The 23,857-nt window shown below is 43.6% G+C and carries 17 protein-coding genes; 14 read left to right on the plus strand and 3 right to left on the minus strand.

Annotated elements, in window-relative coordinates:
• Positions 1 to 7 precede the first annotated feature (7 nt).
• From M1F63_RS01370 to M1F63_RS01385, 4 genes are all read left to right on the plus strand, one after another.
• Positions 8 to 811 carry a phosphatidate cytidylyltransferase gene (locus M1F63_RS01370; protein ID WP_063645813.1) on the plus strand — a complete coding sequence of 268 codons (804 nt, stop codon included), beginning with the start codon at positions 8 to 10 and terminating at the stop codon, positions 809 to 811.
• A gap of 15 nt (positions 812 to 826) precedes the next feature.
• On the plus strand, positions 827 to 2,083 hold the full coding sequence (gene rseP, locus M1F63_RS01375; protein ID WP_247940545.1) for an RIP metalloprotease RseP: 1,257 nt from the start codon (positions 827 to 829) through the stop codon (positions 2,081 to 2,083).
• Between the two features lie 16 nt (positions 2,084 to 2,099).
• Positions 2,100 to 3,953 (plus strand): proline--tRNA ligase, encoded by a 1,854-nt coding sequence (locus M1F63_RS01380; protein WP_247940546.1) that lies wholly within the window; start codon positions 2,100 to 2,102, stop codon positions 3,951 to 3,953.
• A gap of 98 nt (positions 3,954 to 4,051) precedes the next feature.
• Positions 4,052 to 5,431, plus strand: coding sequence for a glycoside hydrolase family 1 protein (locus M1F63_RS01385; RefSeq protein ID WP_247940547.1), 1,380 nt, complete (start codon positions 4,052 to 4,054; stop codon positions 5,429 to 5,431).
• Positions 5,432 to 5,469: 38 nt separating this feature from the next.
• Here the strand turns inward: M1F63_RS01385 and M1F63_RS01390 are convergent, their stop codons facing one another.
• Positions 5,470 to 5,883 (minus strand): EamA family transporter, encoded by a 414-nt coding sequence (locus M1F63_RS01390; RefSeq protein ID WP_247940548.1) that lies wholly within the window; start codon positions 5,881 to 5,883, stop codon positions 5,470 to 5,472.
• A gap of 215 nt (positions 5,884 to 6,098) precedes the next feature.
• Between M1F63_RS01390 and glmS the strand changes: the two genes are divergently transcribed.
• Together glmS and M1F63_RS01400 are read left to right on the plus strand one after the other, a co-directional pair.
• Positions 6,099 to 7,907 (plus strand): glutamine--fructose-6-phosphate transaminase (isomerizing), encoded by a 1,809-nt coding sequence (glmS, locus tag M1F63_RS01395; protein ID WP_247940549.1) that lies wholly within the window; start codon positions 6,099 to 6,101, stop codon positions 7,905 to 7,907.
• Between the two features lie 110 nt (positions 7,908 to 8,017).
• Positions 8,018 to 9,070, plus strand: coding sequence for an LLM class flavin-dependent oxidoreductase (locus tag M1F63_RS01400; RefSeq protein ID WP_206283880.1), 1,053 nt, complete (start codon positions 8,018 to 8,020; stop codon positions 9,068 to 9,070).
• 231 nt (positions 9,071 to 9,301) lie between these two features.
• On the opposite strand, the gene M1F63_RS01405 is transcribed toward M1F63_RS01400, so the two are convergent.
• Positions 9,302 to 10,159: a 5'-nucleotidase, lipoprotein e(P4) family gene (locus tag M1F63_RS01405; RefSeq protein WP_000703387.1), complete on the minus strand. Its 858-nt coding sequence runs from the start codon at positions 10,157 to 10,159 to the stop codon at positions 9,302 to 9,304.
• Positions 10,160 to 10,526: 367 nt separating this feature from the next.
• Between M1F63_RS01405 and M1F63_RS01410 the strand changes: the two genes are divergently transcribed.
• From M1F63_RS01410 to M1F63_RS01440, 7 genes are read left to right on the plus strand one after another with little or no spacing between them, the layout of a single operon-like run.
• Entirely contained in the window at positions 10,527 to 11,531 is a 1,005-nt protein-coding gene (locus tag M1F63_RS01410; protein WP_247940550.1) for a uroporphyrinogen decarboxylase family protein, read from the plus strand.
• Positions 11,532 to 11,542: 11 nt separating this feature from the next.
• Positions 11,543 to 11,746 carry a hypothetical protein gene (locus tag M1F63_RS01415; protein WP_000837737.1) on the plus strand — a complete coding sequence of 68 codons (204 nt, stop codon included), beginning with the start codon at positions 11,543 to 11,545 and terminating at the stop codon, positions 11,744 to 11,746.
• 2 nt (positions 11,747 to 11,748) lie between these two features.
• Complete coding sequence (locus tag M1F63_RS01420) at positions 11,749 to 12,747, plus strand: uroporphyrinogen decarboxylase family protein (RefSeq protein WP_001290985.1); 999 nt, start codon at positions 11,749 to 11,751, stop codon at positions 12,745 to 12,747.
• 11 nt (positions 12,748 to 12,758) lie between these two features.
• Positions 12,759 to 13,637 (plus strand): transporter substrate-binding domain-containing protein, encoded by an 879-nt coding sequence (locus M1F63_RS01425; protein ID WP_000037011.1) that lies wholly within the window; start codon positions 12,759 to 12,761, stop codon positions 13,635 to 13,637.
• Between the two features lie 32 nt (positions 13,638 to 13,669).
• Complete coding sequence (locus tag M1F63_RS01430; RefSeq protein ID WP_000255460.1) at positions 13,670 to 14,362, plus strand: amino acid ABC transporter permease; 693 nt, start codon at positions 13,670 to 13,672, stop codon at positions 14,360 to 14,362.
• A gap of 3 nt (positions 14,363 to 14,365) precedes the next feature.
• On the plus strand, positions 14,366 to 15,088 hold the full coding sequence (locus M1F63_RS01435) for an amino acid ABC transporter permease (RefSeq protein ID WP_000350564.1): 723 nt from the start codon (positions 14,366 to 14,368) through the stop codon (positions 15,086 to 15,088).
• Positions 15,089 to 15,097: 9 nt separating this feature from the next.
• Entirely contained in the window at positions 15,098 to 15,862 is a 765-nt protein-coding gene (locus M1F63_RS01440; protein WP_000942252.1) for an amino acid ABC transporter ATP-binding protein, read from the plus strand.
• Positions 15,863 to 16,063: 201 nt separating this feature from the next.
• Here the strand turns inward: M1F63_RS01440 and M1F63_RS01445 are convergent, their stop codons facing one another.
• Complete coding sequence (locus M1F63_RS01445) at positions 16,064 to 19,780, minus strand: pullulanase (protein ID WP_247940551.1); 3,717 nt, start codon at positions 19,778 to 19,780, stop codon at positions 16,064 to 16,066.
• A 443-nt stretch (positions 19,781 to 20,223) separates the two neighbouring features.
• Between M1F63_RS01445 and rpoB the strand changes: the two genes are divergently transcribed.
• Positions 20,224 to 23,835, plus strand: a complete 3,612-nt coding sequence (gene rpoB, locus M1F63_RS01450) for a DNA-directed RNA polymerase subunit beta (RefSeq protein WP_247940552.1) — start codon at positions 20,224 to 20,226, stop codon at positions 23,833 to 23,835.
• The last annotated feature ends 22 nt before the right edge of the window (positions 23,836 to 23,857 follow it).

The raw sequence follows: 23,857 nt of genomic DNA on the forward strand, positions 1-23,857 counted from the left end.
AGAAGATATGACCAAGGATTTACAAAAGAGAACATTGTTTGCGGTATTGGCCCTGGCGATTTTCCTTCCAGTCTTGTTTGTGGGAGGGCTCCTGTTGCAGATAGGGATTGGCTTGTTAGCGATGCTAGGCGTCCATGAACTCTTGCACATGAAGGGGCTAAAGACTATGACCATTGAGGGTGCTTTGACTCTTTTTGCGACCTTCGCTCTCACAGTTCCTTTAGAAAATTACCTAACATTTTTGCCTGTTGATGGGAATGTGGTTGCCTACAGTGTTTTGATTACCATAATGCTAGGGACGACCGTTTTCAGTAAAAACTATACAATTGAAGATGCCGCTTTTCCAATTGCTGTGAGCTTTTATGTTGGTTTTGGCTTCAATGCCTTACTAGATGCTCGGGTGGCAGGTTTTGACAAGGTACTTTTGGCCCTTTTTATCGTTTGGGCGACAGATAGCGCAGCCTACCTGACAGGGATGAATTTTGGTAAACATAAGTTGGCACCAAGAGTTTCTCCTAATAAGAGTATTGAGGGCTTTGTCGGTGGTATTCTAGGTGCGGTACTGATAACAGTGATTTTCATGTTAGTGGACAGCACAGTTGCTCTTCCTTATGGGATTTATAGAATGAGTCTCTTTGCTGCCTTCTTCAGTGTGGCAGGTCAGTTTGGTGACTTGATTGAGAGTGCCATGAAACGCCATTTTGGTGTTAAGGATTCTGGAAAATTTATCCCTGGACATGGCGGTGTGTTGGATCGCTTTGACAGCATGCTGATTGTGTTTCCAATGATGCACTTATTTGGCCTGTTTTAAAGAAAGGAATATTGAATGATTGGATTGCTAACCTTTATCCTCGTTTTTGGGATTATTGTGGTGGTGCATGAGTTTGGACATTTTTATTTTGCCAAGAAATCGGGCATTCTAGTTCGTGAATTTGCCATTGGTATGGGGCCCAAGATTTTTTCCCATATCGGTAAGGATGGCACTGCTTATACCATTCGAATCCTTCCTCTAGGAGGCTATGTTCGTATGGCAGGCTGGGGTGATGATGCGACAGAAATCAAGACAGGAACTCCAGTCAGTTTAACACTTGCCGATGATGGTAAGGTCAAACGGATCAACCTCTCAGGGAAGAAGTTGGATCAAATGTCTCTTCCTATGCAGGTAACTCAGTTTGACTTTGAAGACAAGCTCTTCATTAAAGGCTTGGTCTTGGAAGAAGAAAAGACCTTTGCAGTGGATCATGATGCAACGGTGGTTGAAGAAGACGGAACCGAAGTGCGCATTGCTCCTCTGGATGTACAGTATCAAAATGCTTCTATCTGGGGTAAGCTCATCACCAACTTTGCAGGTCCTATGAATAACTTTATCTTAGGTGTTGTTGTTTTTTGGATTTTGATCTTTTTGCAAGGCGGTGTTAGAGATACTCAGACCAATCTCTTTCATGTCATGCCAGAGGGAGCTTTGGCTAAGGTAGGTGTAGCTGAGACCGCTCAAATTACCAAGGTCGGCTCGCATGAGGTTAAGAATTGGCAAGACTTGACCCAGGCTGTGGAAGCAGATACCAAGGATAAGACTGCCCCGACCTTGGATGTGACTATTTCTGAAAATGGTAGCGAAAAACAAGTCCCTGTGACTCCAGAAGAAAATCAAGGACGTTATATTCTCGGGGTTCAACCGGGGGTCAAGTCAGACTTTCTATCCATGTTTGTTGGTGGATTTACGACAGCTGCTGATTCAGGGCTCCGTATCCTTTCGGCTCTGAAAAACTTGATTTTCCATCCAGATTTGAACAAACTCGGTGGTCCCGTTGCCATTTTTAAGGCAAGTAGCGATGCTGCTAAAAATGGTCTTGAGAATGTCCTCTACTTCCTAGCTATGATTTCCATCAATATCGGAATTTTTAACTTGATTCCGATCCCGGCTTTGGATGGTGGAAAGATTGTGCTCAATATCCTAGAGGCTATCCGCCGGAAACCCCTTAAACAAGAAATTGAAACCTATGTCACCATGGCTGGTGTAGTTATCATGGTTGTCTTGATGCTAGCTGTAACCTGGAATGACATTATGCGACTCTTCTTTTAGATAATCGAGGAATATTATGAAACAAAGTAAAATGCTAATCCCAACGCTTCGCGAAATGCCAAGCGATGCTCAAGTTATCAGCCACGCCCTTATGTTGCGTGCTGGTTATGTCCGTCAAGTTTCTGCCGGTGTTTATTCTTACCTACCACTCGCTAACCGTGTGATTGAAAAGGCTAAGAATATCATGCGCCAAGAGTTTGATAAGATTGGTGCGGTGGAGATGTTGGCTCCTGCCCTTCTCAGTGCCGATCTTTGGCGTGAATCAGGCCGTTATGAAACCTATGGTGAAGACCTTTATAAACTGAAAAATCGTGAAAAGTCAGACTTTATCCTAGGTCCGACACACGAAGAAACTTTTACAGCTATTGTTCGTGACTCTGTCAAATCTTACAAGCAATTGCCACTCAACCTTTACCAAATCCAACCGAAATACCGTGATGAAAAACGTCCACGTAACGGACTTCTCCGTACGCGTGAATTTATCATGAAAGACGGCTATAGTTTCCATGCTAATTACGATAGTTTGGATGTGACTTATGACGAGTACAAGGCGGCCTATGAACGAATTTTCACTCGTAGTGGTTTGGATTTCAAGGCCATCATCGGTGACGGTGGCGCCATGGGTGGTAAGGATAGCCAAGAATTTATGGCCATTACACCAGCCCGTACCGACCTTGACCGCTGGGTTGTATTAGACAAGTCAGTTGCCTCATTTGATGAAATTCCTGTAGAAGTGCAAGAAGAAATCAAGGCAGAATTGCTCAAATGGATGGTTTCTGGTGAAGACACCATTGCCTACTCAAGTGAGTCTAGCTATGCAGCTAACTTAGAAATGGCAACAAACGAGTACAAACCAAGCAACCGTGTCGTTACTGAAGAAGAAGTAACTCGCGTGGAAACACCAGGTGTTAAATCTATTGACGAAGTTGCAGCCTTCCTAAATGTCCCAGAAGAACAAACAATCAAAACCCTCTTCTACATGGCAGATGGTGAGCTTGTTGCAGCCCTTCTAGTTGGAAATGACCAACTCAATGAAGTTAAGTTGAAAAACCACTTGGGAGCAGATTTCTTTGATGTTGCGAGCGAGGAAGAAGTAGCAAATGTTATCTCAGCTGGCTTTGGTTCGCTTGGCCCAGTTGGTTTGCCAGAAAATGTGAAAATCATTGCAGACCGTAAGGTACAAGATGTTCGCAATGCTGTTGTGGGGGCTAACGAAGATGGCTACCACTTGACGGGTGTGAACCCAGGTCGTGATTTTACTGCAGAATACGTAGATATTCGCGAAGTTCGTGAGGGTGAAATTTCACCAGACGGACAAGGTGTTCTTAACTTTGCCCGTGGTATCGAGATTGGTCATATTTTCAAACTCGGAACTCGCTACTCAGCAAGCATGGGTGCAGATGTTTTGGATGAAAATGGTCGTGCTGTGCCAATTATCATGGGATGTTACGGTATTGGTGTTAGCCGTCTTCTCTCAGCAGTTATGGAGCAACACGCTCGCCTCTTTGTTAACAAAACGCCTAAAGGGGAATACCGTTATGCTTGGGGAGTTAACTTCCCTAAAGAATTGGCACCATTTGATGTGCACTTGATCACTGTCAATGCCAAAGATGAAGAAGCGCAAGCCTTGACAGAGAAACTTGAAGCAAACTTGATGGGAGCTGGTTACGAAGTCTTGACAGACGACCGTAACGAACGTGTCGGGGTTAAATTTAGCGATAGCGACTTGATTGGGTTGCCAATCCGTATTACTGTTGGGAAGAAAGCAGCCGATGGCATCGTAGAAGTTAAGATTAAGGCGACTGGTGACACCATCGAAGTTCATGCAGACAACTTGCTTGAAACGCTTGAAATCCTCAGCAAGAAATAAAAACTATAATCAGAAGAAAAACAAGGCAAAAATGTAACTAGTTTTTACCTTGTTTTTTCTATATAATGGGGAAAATGAGTAAATGAAGAGGTAAAGCTATGCTAAAATTTCCAAAGGATTTTGTTTGGGGTTCCTCCACTTCTGGACCGCAAACTGAAGGGCGCGTGTCTGGTGACGGCAAGGGGGACAATCTCTGGGATTATTGGTTCCAAGTAGAGCCAAATCGTTACTATAATGGAATTGGACCTGATAAAACATCGACTTTTTACGAAAACTGGGAAAAGGATATTGAGCTTTTGGTAGAGACTGGGCATACAGCCTTCCGAACTTCTATCCAGTGGTCTCGTATTTTCCCACAAGGCCGTGGAGAAGTCAATCCTCAAGGGGTGGCTTTCTACCGTCAGGTTTTTGAGGCTATTAAGGCCAAGGGGATTCGTCTCTTAGTCAATCTCTATCACTTCGACCTGCCTTTTGCCCTCCAAGAAGACGGCGATGGTTGGGAAAATAAGGCAACTGTCAAGGCTTATGAAGACTATGCTCGTTTTTGTTTTGAAACTTACGGCGACTTGGTGGACCAATGGATTACATTCAATGAACCCATCGTACCCGTAGAATTTGGTTATTTTTATGATGCCCATTATCCTCACAAGGTAGATGCCAAAGCGGCGGTTAAGGTTGCCTATCATACGCAACTGGCTAGTAGTCTTGCGGTTAAGGCCTGTCATGAGGTTTTGCCTGATTCCAAGATTGGGATTGTCCTTAACTTGACACCGGCTTATCCACGCAGCCAGCATCCTGCTGATGTCAAGGCAGCTCGCATTGCCGATCTCTTCCAAGCCCAATCTTTCCTAGATCCGTCTGTCTTGGGAGCTTATCCAGAGGAATTGGTGGAAATTTTAGCTGAACATGATTTGCTGCCAGAGTACACTGTTGAAGAGTTGGAGCTCATTCGCGAGAATACAGTTGATTTCCTTGGAGTCAACTACTACCAACCTTTGCGCGTTATGGCGCCACGTTTTGCTAAGCATCTAGACAGTCCACTCTTGCCAGAACATTTTTACGAGCCTTATATTATGCCTGGCCGTAAAATCAATCCCCACCGTGGTTGGGAAATTTATGAGCAAGGGATTTATGATATCGCCCAAAATATCAAGGAAAACTATGGTAATATTGAGTGGATGTTGACAGAGAATGGCATGGGTGTTGAAGGTGAAGATAAATTCCGTGTGAATGGTATGATTCAGGACGACTATCGTATCGACTTTGTCAAAGGACATCTGCGTGAACTTCACCGTGCCATTGAAGACGGAGCCAATTGTAAGGGTTACCTAATCTGGACCTTTATTGATTGCTGGTCATGGCTCAACAGCTATAAAAACCGCTATGGTTTGGTTGAATTAGACTTGGAAACACAAGAACGCCGTCTGAAGAAATCAGGCCACTGGTTCAAGGAACTAAGTGATCATAATGGATTTTAAGAATAAAAAGAGTGAGATGGCGTTCATCTCACTTTTTATTACAATATCATCACCAAGGTCCCAATCGTAATCAGGATACAGCCAATAATTGTTTTAAACGTCAGGACATCCTGTAGGAAGAAAAAGGCTAGAACGAGGGTAAGGACGAGACTGAATTTATCGACAGCAGATACCTCAGTTGCATTGCCCATCTGTAGTGCCTTGTAGTAGCAGAGCCAGGAGGTGCCAGTGGCCAAGCCTGATAAGATGAGAAAGAGCCAACTTTTTCTACTGATGTTGACAATTTCGGTCTGACTATTGGTCAAGAAAACCATGGCCCAGGCCATAAGAATGACAACGACCGTACGAATCGCGGTTGCTAGATTGGATGGAACTCCCTCAATCCCGATTTTGGCTAAAATTGACGTTAAGGCTGCAAAGATAGCTGATAAAAGTGCGAAGAAAAACCACATGGCAAATACCTCCTCTTTTTATTATAAGTAATTGATGCTGACTTGTCAGGTATCAAGTGAAATTCTGATAAAATGCCAGATAAAAAAACTATACCAATTTTTATTCTTGACAAGTGAGAAAAACAAGTATATACTGTTTTTGCTGATTCCGTAAAGCGAGAATTAGACTATACCAATTTAAGGAGAAAGCACAGCTGGTCTGTGTCGTATATACTATGTGTGGAATTGTTGGTGTTGTTGGAAACACAAATGCAACTGATATTTTGATTCAAGGGCTTGAAAAGCTCGAATACCGTGGTTATGATTCTGCGGGGATTTTTGTCCTAGGTGGTGCTGAAAATCATCTAGTCAAGGCTGTTGGTCGTATCGCAGAATTGTCTGCCAAGACAGCTGGTGTTGAGGGAACAACAGGTATCGGACATACGCGTTGGGCGACTCACGGGAAACCAACGGAAGACAATGCTCACCCACACCGCTCTGAGACAGGACGTTTTGTCTTGGTGCACAATGGAGTGATTGAAAACTACCTTGAAATCAAGGAAGAATACCTTGCAGGTCACCACTTCAAGGGGCAAACCGATACGGAAATCGCTGTTCACTTGATTGGGAAATTTGCAGAAGAAGAAGGTCTCTCAGTTCTTGAAGCCTTCAAAAAAGCCCTTCACATCATCCGTGGGTCTTATGCCTTTGCCTTGATTGATTCACAAGATCCTGAAGTCATCTATGTCGCTAAGAACAAATCGCCACTTTTGATTGGTCTTGGAGAAGGCTATAACATGGTCTGCTCTGATGCTATGGCCATGATTCGTGAGACCAACCAATACATGGAAATTCATGACCAAGAGTTGGTAATCGTCAAGGCTGATAGCGTCGAAGTTCAAGACTATGATGGTAACAGTCGTGAGCGTGCTAGCTACACTGCCGAACTTGACCTGTCTGATATCGGTAAGGGAACTTATCCTTACTACATGCTCAAGGAAATCGACGAGCAACCAACGGTTATGCGTAAACTCATCCAAGCCTACACGGATGAGGCAGGTCAAGTTGTTGTAGATCCAGCTATCATCAAGGCTGTTCAAGATGCAGATCGCATCTACATCCTTGCAGCTGGGACATCTTACCACGCAGGATTTGCTTCTAAGAAGATGCTGGAAGAGTTGACGGATACACCTGTTGAACTTGGAATTTCATCTGAGTGGGGCTATGGTATGCCACTTCTCAGCAAAAAACCACTCTTCATCTTTATCAGCCAGTCTGGCGAAACAGCTGACAGCCGTCAAGTTTTGGTTAAGGCTAATGAAATGGGGATTCCAAGCTTGACAGTGACAAACGTCCCAGGTTCAACCCTTTCACGTGAAGCCAACCATACCATGCTTCTTCACGCAGGTCCTGAAATTGCCGTAGCATCAACTAAGGCCTACACAGCGCAAATCGCAGCCCTTGCCTTCCTTGCAAAAGCAGTCGGAGAAGCAAACGGCAATGCCAAAGCCCAAGCCTTTGATCTGGTTCATGAGTTGTCAATCGTAGCTCAGTCTATCGAATCAACTCTTTCTGAAAAAGAAACCATTGATGCCAAGGTTCGTGACCTTCTTGAAACAACTCGCAACGCCTTTTATATTGGACGTGGTCAAGACTACTATGTAGCTATGGAAGCCAGTCTCAAACTCAAAGAGATTTCTTACATCCAATGTGAAGGCTTTGCGGCAGGAGAACTCAAGCATGGAACCATTGCCTTGATTGAAGAAGGAACGCCTGTCTTGGTCCTCTTGTCAGATCCAGTCCTTGCTAACCACACTCGTGGAAATATCCAAGAGGTCGCAGCCCGTGGTGCTAAGGTTCTCACTATCGCAGAAGAGAATGTTGCTAAAGAGACAGACGATATCGTCCTTACGACTGTACACCCATACCTTTCACCAATCTCAATGGTCGTACCAACGCAATTGGTCGCTTACTTTGCAACACTCCACCGTGGACTCGATGTGGACAAACCACGTAACCTTGCTAAGTCAGTAACAGTAGAATAAGCAAAGAAAGTCTAGTTCATCTAGGCTTTTTCTAATGAGCAAATTTATTGAAAATAAAACTAATTAGTGATAAAATACCCTAAAGCTAAAAGAGATAGCGAGGAAACGGGATGGTAGAATTAGGAATTTCAACATTTGGTGAAACAACAGCTCTGGAAGCGACTGGGCAACTTTACAGTCATGATGAACGCATTCGTCAGTTGGTGGCAGAAATTGAGCTGGCTGATAAGGTTGGTTTGGATGTGTACGGGATTGGGGAGCATCATCGGGAGGACTTTGCGGTATCGGCGCCAGAGATTATTCTTGCAGCTGGGGCAGTGAATACCAAAAAGATTCGTTTGACTAGTGCGGTCAGCATTCTCTCGAGTATGGATCCGATTCGCTTGTTCCAACAATATGCTACCATCGATGCGGTGTCAAATGGCCGTGCGGAGATTATGGCTGGGCGTGGTTCATTCACCGAGTCTTTCCCACTGTTTGGTTATGACTTGAAAGACTATGAAGCTCTCTTTGATGAAAAGTTAGATCTGCTTCAGTTGGCAAATGAAAACACCAAAGTGAACTGGCAGGGGCAATTGACTCAAAGCATTGCTGGAAAAGAAGTCTATCCCCGTCCTGTTCAGGAAAAATTGCCATTGTGGGTGGCGACAGGTGGTCATGTAGAGTCAACAGTGAAGATTGCTCGGGCGGGGTTGCCGATTGTCTATGCCATTATCGGTGGTAATCCGCGTTATTTTAAAAAGCTGATTCAAGCTTATCGTGAGATTGGAAGGGATGCCGGTCATGCAGATAAAAACCTGAAAGTGGGCGCTCATTCTTGGGGTTGGATTGCGGAAGATAGCGAGCAGGCAGTAAAAGATTATTTCCATCCGACCAAGCAAGTGGTGGATGCGATTTCCAAGGACCGTCTACACTGGCAGGAGTTGACCTATGAGCAATATTTGGAGCAAGTTGGACCAAATGGTGCCATGTTTGTGGGAAATCCTGACCAGGTGGCAGAAAAATTGATTCGCATGATTGAGGGTTTAGGTTTAGACCGCTTTATGCTCCATCTACCGCTTGGTTCCATGCCTCATGATCAAGTTCTGAGAGCTATTGAACTCTTCGGCACACAAGTGGCACCCAAAATACGTGCTTACTTTGCCATGAAAGAGAGGATATAAAAAAAATTCAATCGGTTGAGTCGATTGGTGAGGAACACCCAAGGATTCAGCAACAGGTGGAAGTGGTACAAGCGATAGAGCATACTATCTAGTGGAATATATACTAGTTTATACCAAGTACAAGATAAAATAGTAAAAAAGACGATTTCCGCTTGGAAATCGTCTCTTTTTGATATTCTCGCAAATACGATATCTTGTGGTTGGTGTAAACTGGTAGATAGCTCCCTTATTTTATTTATCAAAACCTTGTAAGTTTTTTTGGCGCTCTTCAGTTTGACCCTTGGCATCCAATTTATTACCATTGTAAACAGTGCTTTCCCATGATCCGTACATTGGGTTAGGGAAAATGATGAATTTCTCACCAAACTCTTTTTGTAATTCCTCTAATTTTTGGTCGCGCTCAGTTTCAGAGGTCTTTGAAAACTCTGCAAAGTCCACAAGATTGTCTCCTAGTAGCATGACTAAGTTGGTTTTTTCTTGGACTGCTTGTCTACGACCTTCTTTAGATTTGACGCCTTTTTCTAAGAACATGAGATGATCGCGGCTTTGTACAGGAATTCCTTCATTTTCTAGGTTTTTGATCGTATCATCTACCTGATCTATCGTGCGGTCAGATACATAGTAAATTTGGACACCGTTTTGGTCTGCAAATTGGAGAAAGTCTTTAGCACCTGGTACAGCCTTGGCTGCGGCTTTTTTTACCCAGACATCCCAGTTTTCTGGGGTAAATGCTGTTCCGTCTTTGACATTTTGCGCTTGATAAGGACTATTGTCTAATACGGTTTCGTCCAAGTCCAAAACGATAGAGTAGGGTTTATCTGTCTGTGTTTTTAGTAGTTCTTTCAAACGATCAGTAGCGACATTGTAACCTTGTAGATAGAGTGCCTTGGTTTCAGCTGCTTTTTGATACCAAAGAGTTGACATAGTGTTCTCTCTTGAACGCAACTGATCATAGGTCATGGTAACCTGATTATCAGATGTACTACTTTGTGTTGTCTGTGAATTTGCCGAATTTGTGCCACAGCCAGTCAGTAAAATGACGGAAGTAAGTGTAGAAGCAATTGTAATGGTAACTTTGGATATTTTCATAATCCCATCCTCCTAATAATAGTCTATTAATATTGTAGCGTTTTCATGGGATTTGTGCAAGGAAATATCGAGAGAAAAGAAATTTTTCAGTAGTAATTTGGTATTAGGATAAAATTATGTACTTAATTTTGGAATGAAGATGGATATAAAAAAATTCAATCGGCTTGATAGAAAATCTATATCAGCTTCTTTTTGGAAAATAGATGAAAATAAAGTGAATCTTTGAAAGGCTAGTAACATCAAGCTTTTCAGGGATTTTTTTCTTTATAGATATAAAAATTTCTAATCGAGTTGATAGTCAATATATATTGGGAAAAGGAAAAAAGGAGTGGTAAGATGGTTTCAATCCAAATGGAAGGAGAAAGGTATGGCAAGTAAAAGAGATCTAGTCTTTAGAGCGATTCGAGGCGATGAAGTGGAAAGAGTTCCTGTGGGATTTTGGTTTCATTTTGTAACACTCGAAGAAAAGGGGCAGGGATTAAATAATCCACGTATCTTTCAAAAAAGTGTTGATGGGCATCGCAGCTATGTGGAAAGGATTCGTCCTGATTTTGTCAAAATTATGAGCGACGGTTTTTTCCTTTATCCAAGTAATGTCTATCGTCCTAAGATTGCAAGCATTCAGGAGCTGACTTCTATTGAGTCGATTGGTGAGGAACACCCATGGATTCAGCAACAGGTGGAAGTGGTACAAGCGATTCGAGAGACCTTTACCGAAGAGATTGCTTCTTTCTACAATATCTTTTCGCCTATCTCCTACCTCAAGCGTTGGTTCCGTACAGAAACTTCTCGAGGAGATAGGGAAGTGGCTGACCTATTGCTTGAAAATCCTGAGCAACTCAGATCTATTCTAGATGTGATTGCAAGAGATATTGCTATCCTAACTCAGAAAATCATCCAGCAAGGTGGAGTTGATGGGATTTATCTCAGCACCCAGGAAATTCAAGATGAGCGCATCACACCAGAACTCTACCAAACCTATATCGAACCGAGCAATATAGCGATTTTGGAGGCAGCCAATCAGGTTGGTGGGACCAATATCCTCCATATCTGTGGTTTTGAAGGTGCGAGCAATGATGTGACGATATTTAAGGACTATCCAGCTCAAGTGGTCAACTGGGCGACCCACCATGAGGATGTTAGTTTGACACAGGGGCAAGAGTTGTTTCCAGGCAAGGCCGTTTTAGGTGGATTTGAAAACGGCAAGAAAAGCTTGCTTTATCAAGGTTCCAAGGCGGAATTGCAAGATGAAACAAGACGGTTGCTGGCTGAAGCTGGTAATAAAGGCGTTCTTCTGGGAGCTGACTGTACTGTTCCAGATGACTTTGACTTAGAGAGGTTGGACTGGATTCGGCAGGCAGCTGTTCTCTAAAAGGAGGAGCTATGAAAAGTAAAAGATGGGGAATCTTCATTGCAGTTGTCGGTTTGCTGGCTTTGGTTGCCATAAGCGTCGTAAAAAATGGGCACTGCAAAAATGGAGAGAGATGTCGTGGAGTTCAGGATTTTTCCAAGTCCAGTCTTCCCTTTCTACGCTCGAATGATATCGCAAGCAGTTTATTAGTTGAAAAAGTAAGAAATGGAGAATAAGAATGTCAGAAAAAAAAGAATGGGTTTTAAAAGCATTTAGAGGTGAAAAGGTTGATCGTGTGCCAGTTGGTTTTTGGCACCATTTCACATCCGAAGACGAATGGCTACACGGATTTTCAAACCCAGTCATTATCGAGAAGAATATTGAGGGCCATAAGCGCTTTATCCGAGAAGTTCAGCCGGACTTTATCAAGTTAATGAGTGATGGCTACTTTGCTTATCCAAATCCAGCGATTGCCAAAGGAAAATCACTTCAAGAATTGGCAACCATTCAACCACTCGGACCAGAGCACGCTTGGATAAAAGAGCAGGTGGACTTGGTTAAAAAAATCAAGCAAGAGTTTACAGAAGATATCGTTGCGATTTACAATATTTTTGCTCCTGTGACCTATCTCAAGTGGCTACTGGGGGAAGTATCTGGTGGGGATGACCTCATTGCGGACTTTCTGGTGGAAGACCCTGAAGCCCTCAAGAAGGTGTTGGATGTGATTGCAGAGGATATTGCGAGTCTCAGCCGAGCTGTTATCGAAGAGGCTGGTGCTGATGGAATCTACCTCAGCGTGCAGAGTATCCAAGATCAACGAGTGTCGGCAGCAGAGTATCAAGCCGTCATTGCACCTAGCGAGATAACGGTTCTGGAAGCAGCTAGTGCTGTTGGTGGTGTCACGGTTCTTCATATCTGTGGCTACGAGGGAGCACGAAATGATATTCACCTTTTTGCAGACTATCCAGCCCAAGTCTTTAACTGGGCTGTAGGACCAGAGGGAATCACTCTCAAGGAAGGTCGTGAGATTTTCAAGGGACATACGGTTCTTGGAGGATTTGAAAATGGTAAGACAGGCTTGCTGTATACTGGTAGCAAGGATGCCATTCAGGCTGAAGCAAAGAAACTAGTTGCAGAAGCTGGGGAACAGGGCTTGGTACTTGGGGCAGATTGTACCATTCCAAGTGATATCGCAGTTGAACGTATCCAGTGGGTGAGAGAAGCGCTTGAAAACTAAAGGAGAAAAAGATGAGTAAAAAAGCATGGATTATCGGTGGTGTAGCAGTGGTTGTAGTAATTGGGGCAACGATTATCGGGAGAAGTTTAGCTGGTGCTCCAGCCAAGGATGGAGAAACGGCTTCGTCTGCTGAAGTTATAACCTTGAAGGTTGCCCATACACAAAACTATGTACCTTATGACTTTGTCAATGAAAAAGGGGAATCAGATGGTTATGAGGTAGCTGTTTTGAAGGCTGTTGATGAGAAGTTGGCAAACTATCAATTTGAATATACGGGTACCAGTGATGATGACCTCTTGATTGGTCTGGAATCAGGTAAGTATGACATCGGAACCAAGGGAGCTTGGTACACAGATGAACGAGCTAAAAAGTTTGTCATTCCATCTGAACCAGTCGGAGCGAGCATCATCGGATTTACTGTCAGAAAAGAAGATGAACAGAAATACAAAACCATTGATGACTTTGCTAAGAATAAAGGGAAATTGGTTCCCATCTCTCCACAGAATGCTCAATGGAATGTCATCACCAGCTACAATGAAAAACATCAGGATGCACCGATTGAGCTAACAGCAGCTGAATCCTTTAAAGTGGCAGATGCCTATGCCTGGGTCTTGGAAGGACGTTATGACGCCTTCTTTGATATCAAACTGTCCTTTGAAAAAGCAGTTACCGCAGAAGATGGCCCTTACCACCAATATGCGGATAAACTCAGCTGGTTCCCATACAAGGGCATTCCAACTTATCCCTTGATTCACCGTGATGAAAAGGGTGAGAAATTCGCTAAAGAATATGAAAAAGCAATCAAAGAGTTGAAGGAAGATGGAACGCTTGCTAAGTTATCTCAGCAATACTTTAAAGAAGATGTCTTTAGTTATGTAGACAAAGACTAGACCAGAAATTCCAAGACTAGAAAGGGTTTTGCATGGTTTCTTATGATTTTTCCAAGGTCTTTCAGTTTTTGCCAACCTTATGGCAGGCACTTCCTATGACCTTGTCCATTCTCTTTTTTACCACTCTTCTTGGGTCCCTTTTTGGAGGTCTCTTGGCCTGGGCACAAGTAGGAGAAGACAAGAGTTTTGCAGCGATTTCCAAAGGCTATATCTTTACCCTACGTTGTACACCGCCGATTGTCTTGCTTTTTCTAGTCTTTTATGGCTTGCCAGAATTTCTGAAATGGTGGCTTGGTTTGGATATCAACAACTGGTCTAAAACTATTTTTGTTCTCCTGACGATGATTCTCTTGTTTGCGGCTATTGTTGCCGAGGTTTTCAAGGCGGCCTATCAAGCTATTCCAAAGGGGCAGACAGAGGCCGGGCTTAGTATTGGTTTGACTCCAAGTCAGACTTTTTGGAGAATCATTTTTCCCCAAGCTTTTCAAGTTGCTCTTCCCAATATAACGACCGCTATACTCAATCTCATGCGAGATGCTGCCTTGGCCTATACGATTGGTTTCGTTGATGTTATGGGGGCGGGGAATCTCTTGATCAGTCGCAATTTAGGGAACTACTCTCTGGAAACCTATACGGCAGTTGCGCTTCTTTACTGGGGGATTGCCTTGGTTATTTCTAGTTTGAGTCGTTTGCTTGAGAAGTCTTTGGAAACAAAAGGGAGGTAAGAAATGGATATAGACTATATTGTAAAGACCTTTCTGGAGACCTTGAAGGGTGTGCCAATCACCTTGATTATCATGATTGTGGCTATGGTCCTAAGCTTTTTACCAGCTCTATTTTTAGCCTTGGGGCAGATTTACAAGGTTCGAGGGGTGAGGAGTTTTTCTCTGGTCTATCTGGCTTTTATCCGAGCGACTCCTCCGATTTTATTGATTCTCTTCTTTTATAGTTTGTTTCCAAGTTTGCTGAATCAATTTCTCAAAAGCATAGGAAGTGACTTTGATATTTTCAAGCTTGATCCTCTCTACTATGCCTTTATCATTTATAGTTTGATGACAGTCGGGAGTTTATCGGAGATTTTGCGTTCAGCGATCTTGACGGTGGACAAGGGACAACTAGAGGCGGCGCATGCGATTGGGCTGACTACGACCCAGGCCTATCTAAGGATTGTTTTTCCTCAAGCCTTGCGCTCAGCCTTGCCTAACTTGGCCAATCTGGTGATCAATATCGTCAAAGGGACCTCCCTAGTCTTTGTTATGACCATCAAGGATATCACCGCTATTGCTCGTGTAGAAGCGTCCTACGGTTACCAGTATTTTGAGTCTTATTTTGTAATATTTTTGCAGTATATTTTGATCTGTGGTTTGATTCAGTGGGGCTTTTCTGTATTAGAAAAATGCTATGTGAAAAAAGAAAAGAGAGCGAAAGCATCTAGCGCGCGTTTTGTATAGGAGGACAGGATGTTACAAGTAGAACATATCGCAAAAACATTTGGTGAGAGACAGGTCCTGGAGGATGTCAATCTCCAGGTCAACCAAGGGGATGTCGTCGTTATCTTAGGACCATCAGGTTCGGGGAAAACGACCTTTCTCCGTTGTCTCAACCACTTAGAAAAAGCTGACAGTGGCCGTTTGACCTTGGCAGGAAAAACTTATGACTTAGCCAAATTAAGCAAGAAAGACATTCTAGAAATTCGCCAAAAAACAGCCTTTGTTTTCCAACACTACAATCTCTTTGCAAACAAAACTGCTCTGGAAAATATTCTAGAAGGCCTAATCGTAGCTCGTAAAGTACCCAAGGAAGAAGCGCTCAAACGTGCAGAATCTGCCTTGGAAAAAGTTGGTTTACTGGCCTACAAAGACTACTACCCTTCTCAGCTATCTGGAGGGCAACAACAACGAATAGGAATTGCGCGTGCTATTGCCGTCAAACCCGAGGTCATTTTGCTAGATGAACCAACATCAGCACTAGACCCTGAGTTGGTTGGAGATGTTTTGGATGTTCTGAAACAGTTGGCGGGAGAAGGTGTGACCATGGTGGTCGTCACGCATGAGATGGGATTTGCTAGAGATGTCGCTAACCACGTTATTTTCATGGATGGAGGCCGTATCGTAGAGGAGAACAATCCCCACGATTTCTTTAGTCGTCCACAAGAAGAACGAACCAAGCAGTTCCTGGCGCGTATCTTATCAGATGCTACCTATAGTGTAGAATATATGATTTGATGGATAAGTGTATCATAAAAAGAACACCCCATGACTAGAAGATTCTTCTAATCATGGGATGTTTTTCTATAGGAGGGCTAGGTTATATTCTTTGAAAATCTCTTTAAATCAGGTCAGCTTTGCCTTATCAACAACCTCAAAGCTGTGCTTTGAGCAGCCTGCGGCTAGCTTCCTAGTTTACTCTTTGATTTTCATTGATTATCAGTTCTCTTTCTTGTTTTTCATCAACCATCCAAGTCCGAGAAGGGCAAGGATGCTGAATCCAGCAAGGGCAAGAAGTGATTTGCTCTCAGTTCCTGTGTTTGGAAGGAGGTTCTGAGAGCGAGCCTCTGTAGCAGTTTCTTGAGTTTCAGGATTGGCTGCTAGGTTTTGAGCTTGGCCTTGTTCTGGTTCAACTTCCAAGCTAGAAAGATCAAATTCTGGTTTTTCTTCCACAGCTGGGGCGACAATAGCACCACCTTGAGACAAGCGGAGAACAACGGCAGTGAGGGCGTTCAATTTCAAGCCTTTTTCAGTCCATTTAAGACCCTGAGGTTTAGCAATTCCTACTGGTCCTGCTTGGTTTTCATCTGCCAGGACTTCAGCTTTTCTCAAGTGAGCAAATGCAGTTCCTAGAGTAAATTCGCGAGACTTATCATCTGCATTGACAAAGACAGCGTAGATATCTCCATTTGGAGCGGTGATTTGGTAGCCGATGGCCACGTCTTCTTTTTCAACACCATTTTGGCCTGGGACAGTAATGAGTCGGACGCGCTCTTTGATGTCTTGCAGACTCTTGAGTCGGAAGGCGTCTGTAGATTGACGAAGGGCGATCAATCCTTTCATGTAGTCACGGCTCTTGACATTTTCAGGATATGCTTTGCCATCTGTTGCCTTGGTCCAATCAAACTTGTTGACAGCATCACTAGAGTCGTAAGAGTCATGGATAAAGTAAGGATAGACAAATGGCTTGCCGTCCTTGTCACGCAACAAGTGAGACTTGTTTGGAACCTTATCCTCTGGAACAGGAGTCTTATAGGCTGGATCAAGGAATTGTTTGGTACGTCCATATTCTTGGCCAGAGTGGATAAACGGAGTTCCTTGAGCAGTCAAGACCATGAGGTTTCCAAGTCGCAAACGACGATGGATTTCAGCGTAGTTTTCCGCCTTGCTTGGGTCTTTTTTGATAGACTGGGCAATGATGTCAAAGAGGGTCAAGTTATCATGGGCTGCGATATACTGGATAACATCTCCAGGATTGTCAGCCTCAAAGTTAGTTGGTTGGGCAATGAGATTTTTAAAGATGGTATTGATATCGCGTTTGCCACCTGTGATAAAGGCAGGTTGGCCTTCGTTTGGATAACCAGACTTGAGGTTGTTACGGATGTCGTCTGAAAAGACAGCGACAGTATCAGTTTTCTTCATCCAAGACTGGTCAGCAGGTTGTACAGGCGTATTTTCATCACCAGTATAGGTTCTCCAGCCTTCACCTAGCATGATAAGATTTGGATTGAGGGTGCGTGCAGCCTTGTAAGCTTCTTCGATAGAAGCCGCATCGTGGTCGCCCATCATATCAAAGCGGAAACCATCTACTTTGTAGGTTTCGACCAAATACTTGATAGAGTCTACCAAGACACGTTTAGACATGTAGTGGGTAGTTCCCAAACGGCCGCCTCCGAAGCTAGTACGTGGGGTTCCGTCTGCGTCCATAAAGTGATAGTAGTTTGGCTCAATATCCTCAAAAATATCAACGTTGGCAGTATGGTTGTAGACCACATCCAAGATAGCCCCCATGCCACGTTTGTGGATTTCGTTGATGAGGTTTTTGAATTCGGCAATACGTTTTTCTGGATCCTTAGGATCGCTTGAGTACATACCAGTCAAGGAGAAGTAGTTTTGAGGGTCATATCCCCAGTTGTAATTACTGTTGCTTGAAGCGTAGGCAGACAAACGTTCATGGTTTTTCAATTCATTGACAAAGTAGTAGGACAAGACGGGAAGGAGTTGGATATGAGTCACACCCAAGTCTTTGAGATAGTCTAATTTTTCGATAAAGGCTTCAAAGGTACCAAAAGGCTTGGTCAAGTCTTTTGCGATGGCAGGATCCGAAGTGAAGTCACGTACATGAGCTTCATAGATAACGGCATCTTCACGTGATTTGAAGTTACGAATCTTTCCATAGGTCAAGTCTTGCGGACCTAACTTCGCTGGATCGACAAAGGCAGCTTTAGCGACCTTATGAGCGGCATCTGTTTTTGCTAGGTCACTGTTCCAAGCCGCTAATGATTTGGCATAAGGGTCAAGAACGAGGACAGTTTTACCTTGGCGCTCGATTTGGTAGTGGTAGTAGTAGCCAGTGTAGTTGCTGATACCGAGACCAGAGTTTGCATCCAGAGTTTGTTTCCAGGTTCCTTTTTCTCCTTTTTCAAGGGCGACAGTTCCAACTACTTTTTCAGGGTCTTTCTTGTCATAGACAACAACGGAAACCTTATCAGCACTTGGAGACCAGAGGGTGAGGTCAACACGCTTGCCATCTTCTTTTAGAGTTGCGCCGAGTGGACCATCGTAACTGTAGGATTCATCCTTGAGGCGCCAGCTTGAACGTGTGGTAAAGCGGTCTGAATTGTAGCTGATAGTATAAGGGTGTTGAGTGTCAGAGAAGTCGCCGATATAGGTCACTTTTTTACCTGCCTCATCCACTTCCACGTCTGTGATAGCTACTTTATTCCCTTGGTAATCAGTGATGCTGGAGTGTTTGAGGATATCGTTTTTCTTAGCTCCAACGAGGGTAGAAAAACTGCTTTCGATACGAGATTTAGCCACGTGTTGGGCACCAGTCATGCGGATATCGTGAACGTAGTAGGGGTTGGTGTAGATGGTTTCGTCATCATCTTTAAGGAAAATCTGACTGTGATTTTTTAGATCAGTGAATTTATAATCTTCTTTTCTGATTTTCACATCATCGCCTTTCTTGCTTTCGTCTAGTAATAAAAATCCAAATTCTCTTGCAGCTTCATTGAGTGGGATATCAATGTAGTGGCCATACTTTCCAGTTGCTGTAAAGTCAGTACCGTCAGGCCATTCTCCACTGCTTGGGTTTTTGACATCGCCCCAATACCAAAGAGATTTTTTGTCATAGTTTCCGTCGGTGCGGTAGTAGTTGACACGAACAGTACCTGCTGGCTGAGGACGGTAGTTGTGTACCTTGTAGTTTTCATCTAGCCAAGCCTCATTCATTTTTGGAGAAAGGCGCTCTACGGAGCGGTCTCCAGTAAGGTTATCTCCTTTGGCGTTGTTGATGAGGAAGCTGATCTTCTTGGCTTGATCATTCTTGAGTTTGACGTCTAGGTAATAGCCATAATCGTCTTTCTTGGCATCCTTGAAGGACTTGGCTCCATTGGGCCAGTTTTCAGAAGGTTTTTCAACATCGTCCCAAGTCCAAAGACCTTGAGAATCCTTGTTTTCTTCAGGGAGTTTTTTCACATGGATGCGGAAGTAGTTGTCTTCGATAGGTTCTTCCGAACTAGTGTCTGCTTGTGGTTTTTGATCAGAATTTGGCGTCGAAGTGCTAGTATCTACTTTCTCTTCCTTGCTGTTAGGCTGACTTGTAGTAGCTTCTTCTGTTTTAGATGTTTCGGGTGCTGTAGTAGTTTCCGCAGCTGTAGCTTCCTTTTTAGAATCAAGGGAAGCGTTTGCATTCTTTTGTTCAGAAATAGGCGTTTCCTTTTGAGCTTGAATCGTTTCAGTCTCAGTAGGGGCCTTGGTCACAGCGCTGGTATTTTCCTGAGTTTGAGGAAGGTTTTCGTTGGCCGAAATAGTTGGCATTGTAGCAGAAAGCAAGACAATGCTGGCACCAATAAGGACAGAACCAGTTCCGTTCTTCAAGGAACGAATACCGTAAATCATTTTTTTCTCAGTTTGAGATGGGATCTTTTTCATCACAATTCTCCTTGTGTAGTTATTCCTTATCAGTATAGCATGAGGTAAACATTAGTGCAAGCGTTTTCCTATTTTTTAAAAGAAAATTTTATGCTTCATTCTCTTGAAATTTTAAAATAATATATAGGAAAAGATTGTTTAAAAAATAGTAAAAAAACCTTGAAAAATCTAGCTAAATAAGGTATAATAAGAGTAATCATTTGTCGTAGGTTTTGTCTGAAATATTGTCCAGACAAGGCTCACAGCAGTTAAATCTTCTGAAAAAGTCAGATTTAGCTGCTCTTTTTGTGCTTTTTTTCAGGTTTTTGAGTATTTGTAACAAAGATTTAAAGATTCTGAAAATTCATCAAAGGGACATGGTGATAGGGGTTTTACAACCATTTGACGATAATCAATAGCCTGATGAAGCAGGCTTGGAACTTTATTTACAAAGGAGAATCATCTTGGCAGGACATGACGTTCAATACGGGAAACATCGTACCCGTCGTAGTTTTTCAAGAATCAAAGAAGTTCTTGACTTACCAAATTTGATTGAAATTCAAACTGATTCATTCAAAGATTTCCTAGATCACGGTCTTAAGGAAGTATTTGAAGATGTATTGCCAATTTCAAACTTCACAGAAACTATGGAGTTGGAGTTTGTTGGCTATGAGATCAAGGAACCCAAATACACGCTCGAAGAAGCTCGTATCCACGATGCTAGCTACTCAGCACCAATTTTCGTAACCTTCCGCTTGATCAATAAAGAAACAGGCGAAATCAAGACCCAAGAAGTCTTCTTTGGTGATTTCCCAATCATGACCGAAATGGGTACTTTCATCATCAATGGTGGTGAACGTATTATCGTTTCTCAGTTGGTCCGCTCACCAGGTGTTTACTTTAATGACAAAGTAGACAAGAACGGTAAAGTGGGCTACGGTTCTACTGTTATCCCTAACCGTGGAGCTTGGTTGGAACTGGAAAGCGACTCAAAAGACATCGCTTATACTCGTATCGACCGTACTCGTAAGATTCCATTTACGACCTTGGTTCGTGCGCTTGGTTTCTCAGGTGATGATGAAATCTTTGATATCTTCGGTGACAGCGAATTGGTTCGCAATACTGTTGAAAAAGATATCCACAAGAATCCAATGGACTCTCGTACAGACGAAGCCTTGAAAGAAATCTACGAACGCCTTCGTCCAGGGGAACCTAAGACTGCTGAAAGTTCACGTAGTTTGCTTGTGGCACGTTTCTTTGATCCACGTCGCTACGATTTGGCAGCTGTTGGTCGTTACAAGATCAATAAAAAACTCAACATCAAAACACGCTTGCTCAACCAAACCATTGCGGAGCCATTGGTAGACCCTGAAACTGGTGAAATCTTGGTAGAAGCTGGTACCGTTATGACTCGCAGCGTGATTGAAAGTATCGAGAGTCACTTGGATGGCGACTTGAACAAAATCGTTTATATTCCAAACGATGCAGCTGTTCTGACAGAACCAGTTGTCCTTCAAAAATTCAAGGTTGTTGCCCCAACGGACCCAGACCGTGTTGTAACCATCATCGGAAATGCCAATCCAGACGACAAGGTTCGTGTTGTAACTCCTGCGGATATCCTTGCAGAGATGAGCTACTTCCTCAACTTGGCGGAAGGTATCGGACGTGTGGATGATATCGACCACCTTGGGAACCGTCGTATCCGTGCAGTTGGTGAATTGCTTGCCAACCAAGTACGTCTTGGACTTTCTCGTATGGAACGTAATGTCCGTGAACGCATGTCTGTTCAAGACAATGAAGTTTTAACACCACAACAAATCATCAATATCCGTCCTGTAACAGCTGCGGTTAAAGAATTCTTTGGTTCATCACAGTTGTCACAGTTCATGGACCAACACAACCCGCTTTCTGAGTTGTCTCACAAACGCCGTTTGTCAGCCTTGGGGCCTGGTGGTTTGACTCGTGACCGTGCTGGATATGAAGTCCGTGACGTGCACTACACTCACTATGGTCGTATGTGTCCAATCGAGACGCCTGAAGGACCAAACATCGGTTTGATTAATAACTTGTCATCTTACGGACACTTGAACAAGTATGGCTTTGTTCAAACACCATACCGTAAGGTTGACCGCGAAACAGGTGTAGTCACAAACGAAATCGTTTGGTTGACAGCCGATGAAGAAGATGAATTTACTGTAGCGCAGGCTAACTCTCGCCTCAACGAAGATGGTACTTTTGCTGAGAAAGTTGTCATGGGACGTCACCAAGGGGTCAACCAAGAGTATCCAGCAGAAGTGGTTGACTACATGGACGTGTCACCCAAACAAGTAGTTGCCGTTGCGACAGCATGTATTCCTTTCTTGGAGAACGATGACTCCAACCGTGCCCTCATGGGTGCCAACATGCAACGTCAGGCTGTGCCTTTGATTGATCCAAAAGCACCTTACGTTGGTACTGGTATGGAATACCAAGCAGCTCATGATTCTGGTGCAGCTGTTATTGCTCAGTATGGTGGTAAAGTTACATACGCAGATGCTGACAAGGTAGAAGTACGCCGCGAAGATGGTTCATTGGACGTTTACCACATCCAAAAATTCCGTCGTTCAAACTCAGGTACTGCTTATAACCAACGTACACTTGTTAAAGTTGGCGATGTTGTTGAAAAAGGCGACTTTATCGCTGACGGACCTTCTATGGAAAAAGGGGAAATGGCGCTTGGACAAAACCCAATTGTTGCCTACATGACTTGGGAAGGTTACAACTTCGAGGATGCCGTTATCATGAGCGAACGCTTGGTCAAAGACGATGTCTACACATCTGTCCACCTCGAAGAATATGAATCAGAAACGCGCGATACAAAGCTTGGGCCTGAAGAAATTACTCGTGAAATTCCAAACGTTGGTGAAGATGCCCTTAAAGACCTTGACGAAATGGGTATTATCCGTATCGGTGCAGAGGTTAAAGAAGGGGACATCCTTGTAGGTAAAGTCACACCTAAGGGAGAGAAAGACCTTTCAGCTGAAGAACGTCTCTTGCACGCTATCTTCGGAGACAAGTCTCGTGAAGTTCGTGACACTTCTCTTCGTGTACCTCACGGTGCCGATGGTGTCGTTCGTGATGTTAAGATCTTTACACGTGCAAATGGAGATGAGTTGCAATCAGGTGTTAACATGCTGGTTCGCGTCTACATCGCTCAAAAACGTAAGATCAAGGTTGGAGATAAGATGGCCGGACGTCACGGAAACAAAGGGGTTGTCTCTCGTATCGTTCCTGTAGAAGACATGCCTTACCTTCCAGACGGAACTCCAGTCGACATCATGTTGAACCCGCTTGGGGTACCATCACGTATGAATATCGGTCAGGTTATGGAGCTCCACCTTGGTATGGCAGCCCGTACTCTTGGTATCCACATCGCAACACCAGTCTTTGACGGAGCAAGTTCGGAAGACCTTTGGGACACTGTTAAAGAAGCAGGTATGGACAGCGATGCTAAGACAATCCTTTACGATGGACGTACAGGTGAGCCGTTTGATAACCGTGTATCAGTTGGTGTCATGTACATGATCAAACTCCACCACATGGTTGATGATAAATTGCACGCGCGTTCAGTCGGACCATACTCAACCGTTACCCAACAACCACTCGGAGGTAAAGCTCAGTTTGGTGGACAACGTTTCGGTGAGATGGAAGTTTGGGCTCTTGAAGCCTACGGTGCGTCAAATGTTCTCCAAGAAATCTTGACTTACAAGTCTGACGATATCAACGGACGTTTGAAAGCTTATGAAGCCATTACAAAAGGAAAACCAATTCCAAAACCAGGTGTTCCAGAATCCTTCCGAGTTCTTGTAAAAGAATTGCAATCTCTTGGTCTTGACATGCGTGTCCTTGACGAAGACGACCAAGAAGTGGAACTTCGTGACTTGGATGAAGGAATGGACGAAGATGTCATCCACGTAGATGACCTTGAAAAAGCCCGCGAAAAAGCGGCCCAAGAGGCTAAAGCAGCCTTTGAAGCTGAAGAAGCTGAGAAAGCAACAAAAGCGGAAGCAACAGAAGAAGCTGCTGAACAAGAATAAGCAGTTCACTTAGAATAGAAAG

Origin of the sequence: Streptococcus oralis, assembly GCF_023109155.1 — a bacterium.
Lineage (GTDB): Bacteria > Bacillota > Bacilli > Lactobacillales > Streptococcaceae > Streptococcus > Streptococcus oralis_BZ.

What these genes read in the sequence shown, in the direction of transcription:
- M1F63_RS01370 (WP_063645813.1), top strand. Translation starts at nt 8, where the DNA reads ATGACCAAGGATTTACAAAAGAGAACATTGTTTGCGGTATTGGCCCTG.
- M1F63_RS01430 (WP_000255460.1), top strand. Translation starts at nt 13,670, where the DNA reads ATGGTTTCTTATGATTTTTCCAAGGTCTTTCAGTTTTTGCCAACCTTA.
- glmS (WP_247940549.1), top strand. Translation starts at nt 6,099, where the DNA reads ATGTGTGGAATTGTTGGTGTTGTTGGAAACACAAATGCAACTGATATT.
- M1F63_RS01415 (WP_000837737.1), top strand. Translation starts at nt 11,543, where the DNA reads ATGAAAAGTAAAAGATGGGGAATCTTCATTGCAGTTGTCGGTTTGCTG.
- M1F63_RS01445 (WP_247940551.1), bottom strand. Translation starts at nt 19,780, where the DNA reads ATGAAAAAGATCCCATCTCAAACTGAGAAAAAAATGATTTACGGTATT.
- M1F63_RS01385 (WP_247940547.1), top strand. Translation starts at nt 4,052, where the DNA reads ATGCTAAAATTTCCAAAGGATTTTGTTTGGGGTTCCTCCACTTCTGGA.
- rseP (WP_247940545.1), top strand. Translation starts at nt 827, where the DNA reads ATGATTGGATTGCTAACCTTTATCCTCGTTTTTGGGATTATTGTGGTG.
- M1F63_RS01420 (WP_001290985.1), top strand. Translation starts at nt 11,749, where the DNA reads ATGTCAGAAAAAAAAGAATGGGTTTTAAAAGCATTTAGAGGTGAAAAG.
- M1F63_RS01380 (WP_247940546.1), top strand. Translation starts at nt 2,100, where the DNA reads ATGAAACAAAGTAAAATGCTAATCCCAACGCTTCGCGAAATGCCAAGC.
- M1F63_RS01400 (WP_206283880.1), top strand. Translation starts at nt 8,018, where the DNA reads ATGGTAGAATTAGGAATTTCAACATTTGGTGAAACAACAGCTCTGGAA.
- M1F63_RS01425 (WP_000037011.1), top strand. Translation starts at nt 12,759, where the DNA reads ATGAGTAAAAAAGCATGGATTATCGGTGGTGTAGCAGTGGTTGTAGTA.
- M1F63_RS01440 (WP_000942252.1), top strand. Translation starts at nt 15,098, where the DNA reads ATGTTACAAGTAGAACATATCGCAAAAACATTTGGTGAGAGACAGGTC.
- M1F63_RS01405 (WP_000703387.1), bottom strand. Translation starts at nt 10,159, where the DNA reads ATGAAAATATCCAAAGTTACCATTACAATTGCTTCTACACTTACTTCC.
- M1F63_RS01410 (WP_247940550.1), top strand. Translation starts at nt 10,527, where the DNA reads ATGGCAAGTAAAAGAGATCTAGTCTTTAGAGCGATTCGAGGCGATGAA.
- M1F63_RS01435 (WP_000350564.1), top strand. Translation starts at nt 14,366, where the DNA reads ATGGATATAGACTATATTGTAAAGACCTTTCTGGAGACCTTGAAGGGT.
- M1F63_RS01390 (WP_247940548.1), bottom strand. Translation starts at nt 5,883, where the DNA reads ATGTGGTTTTTCTTCGCACTTTTATCAGCTATCTTTGCAGCCTTAACG.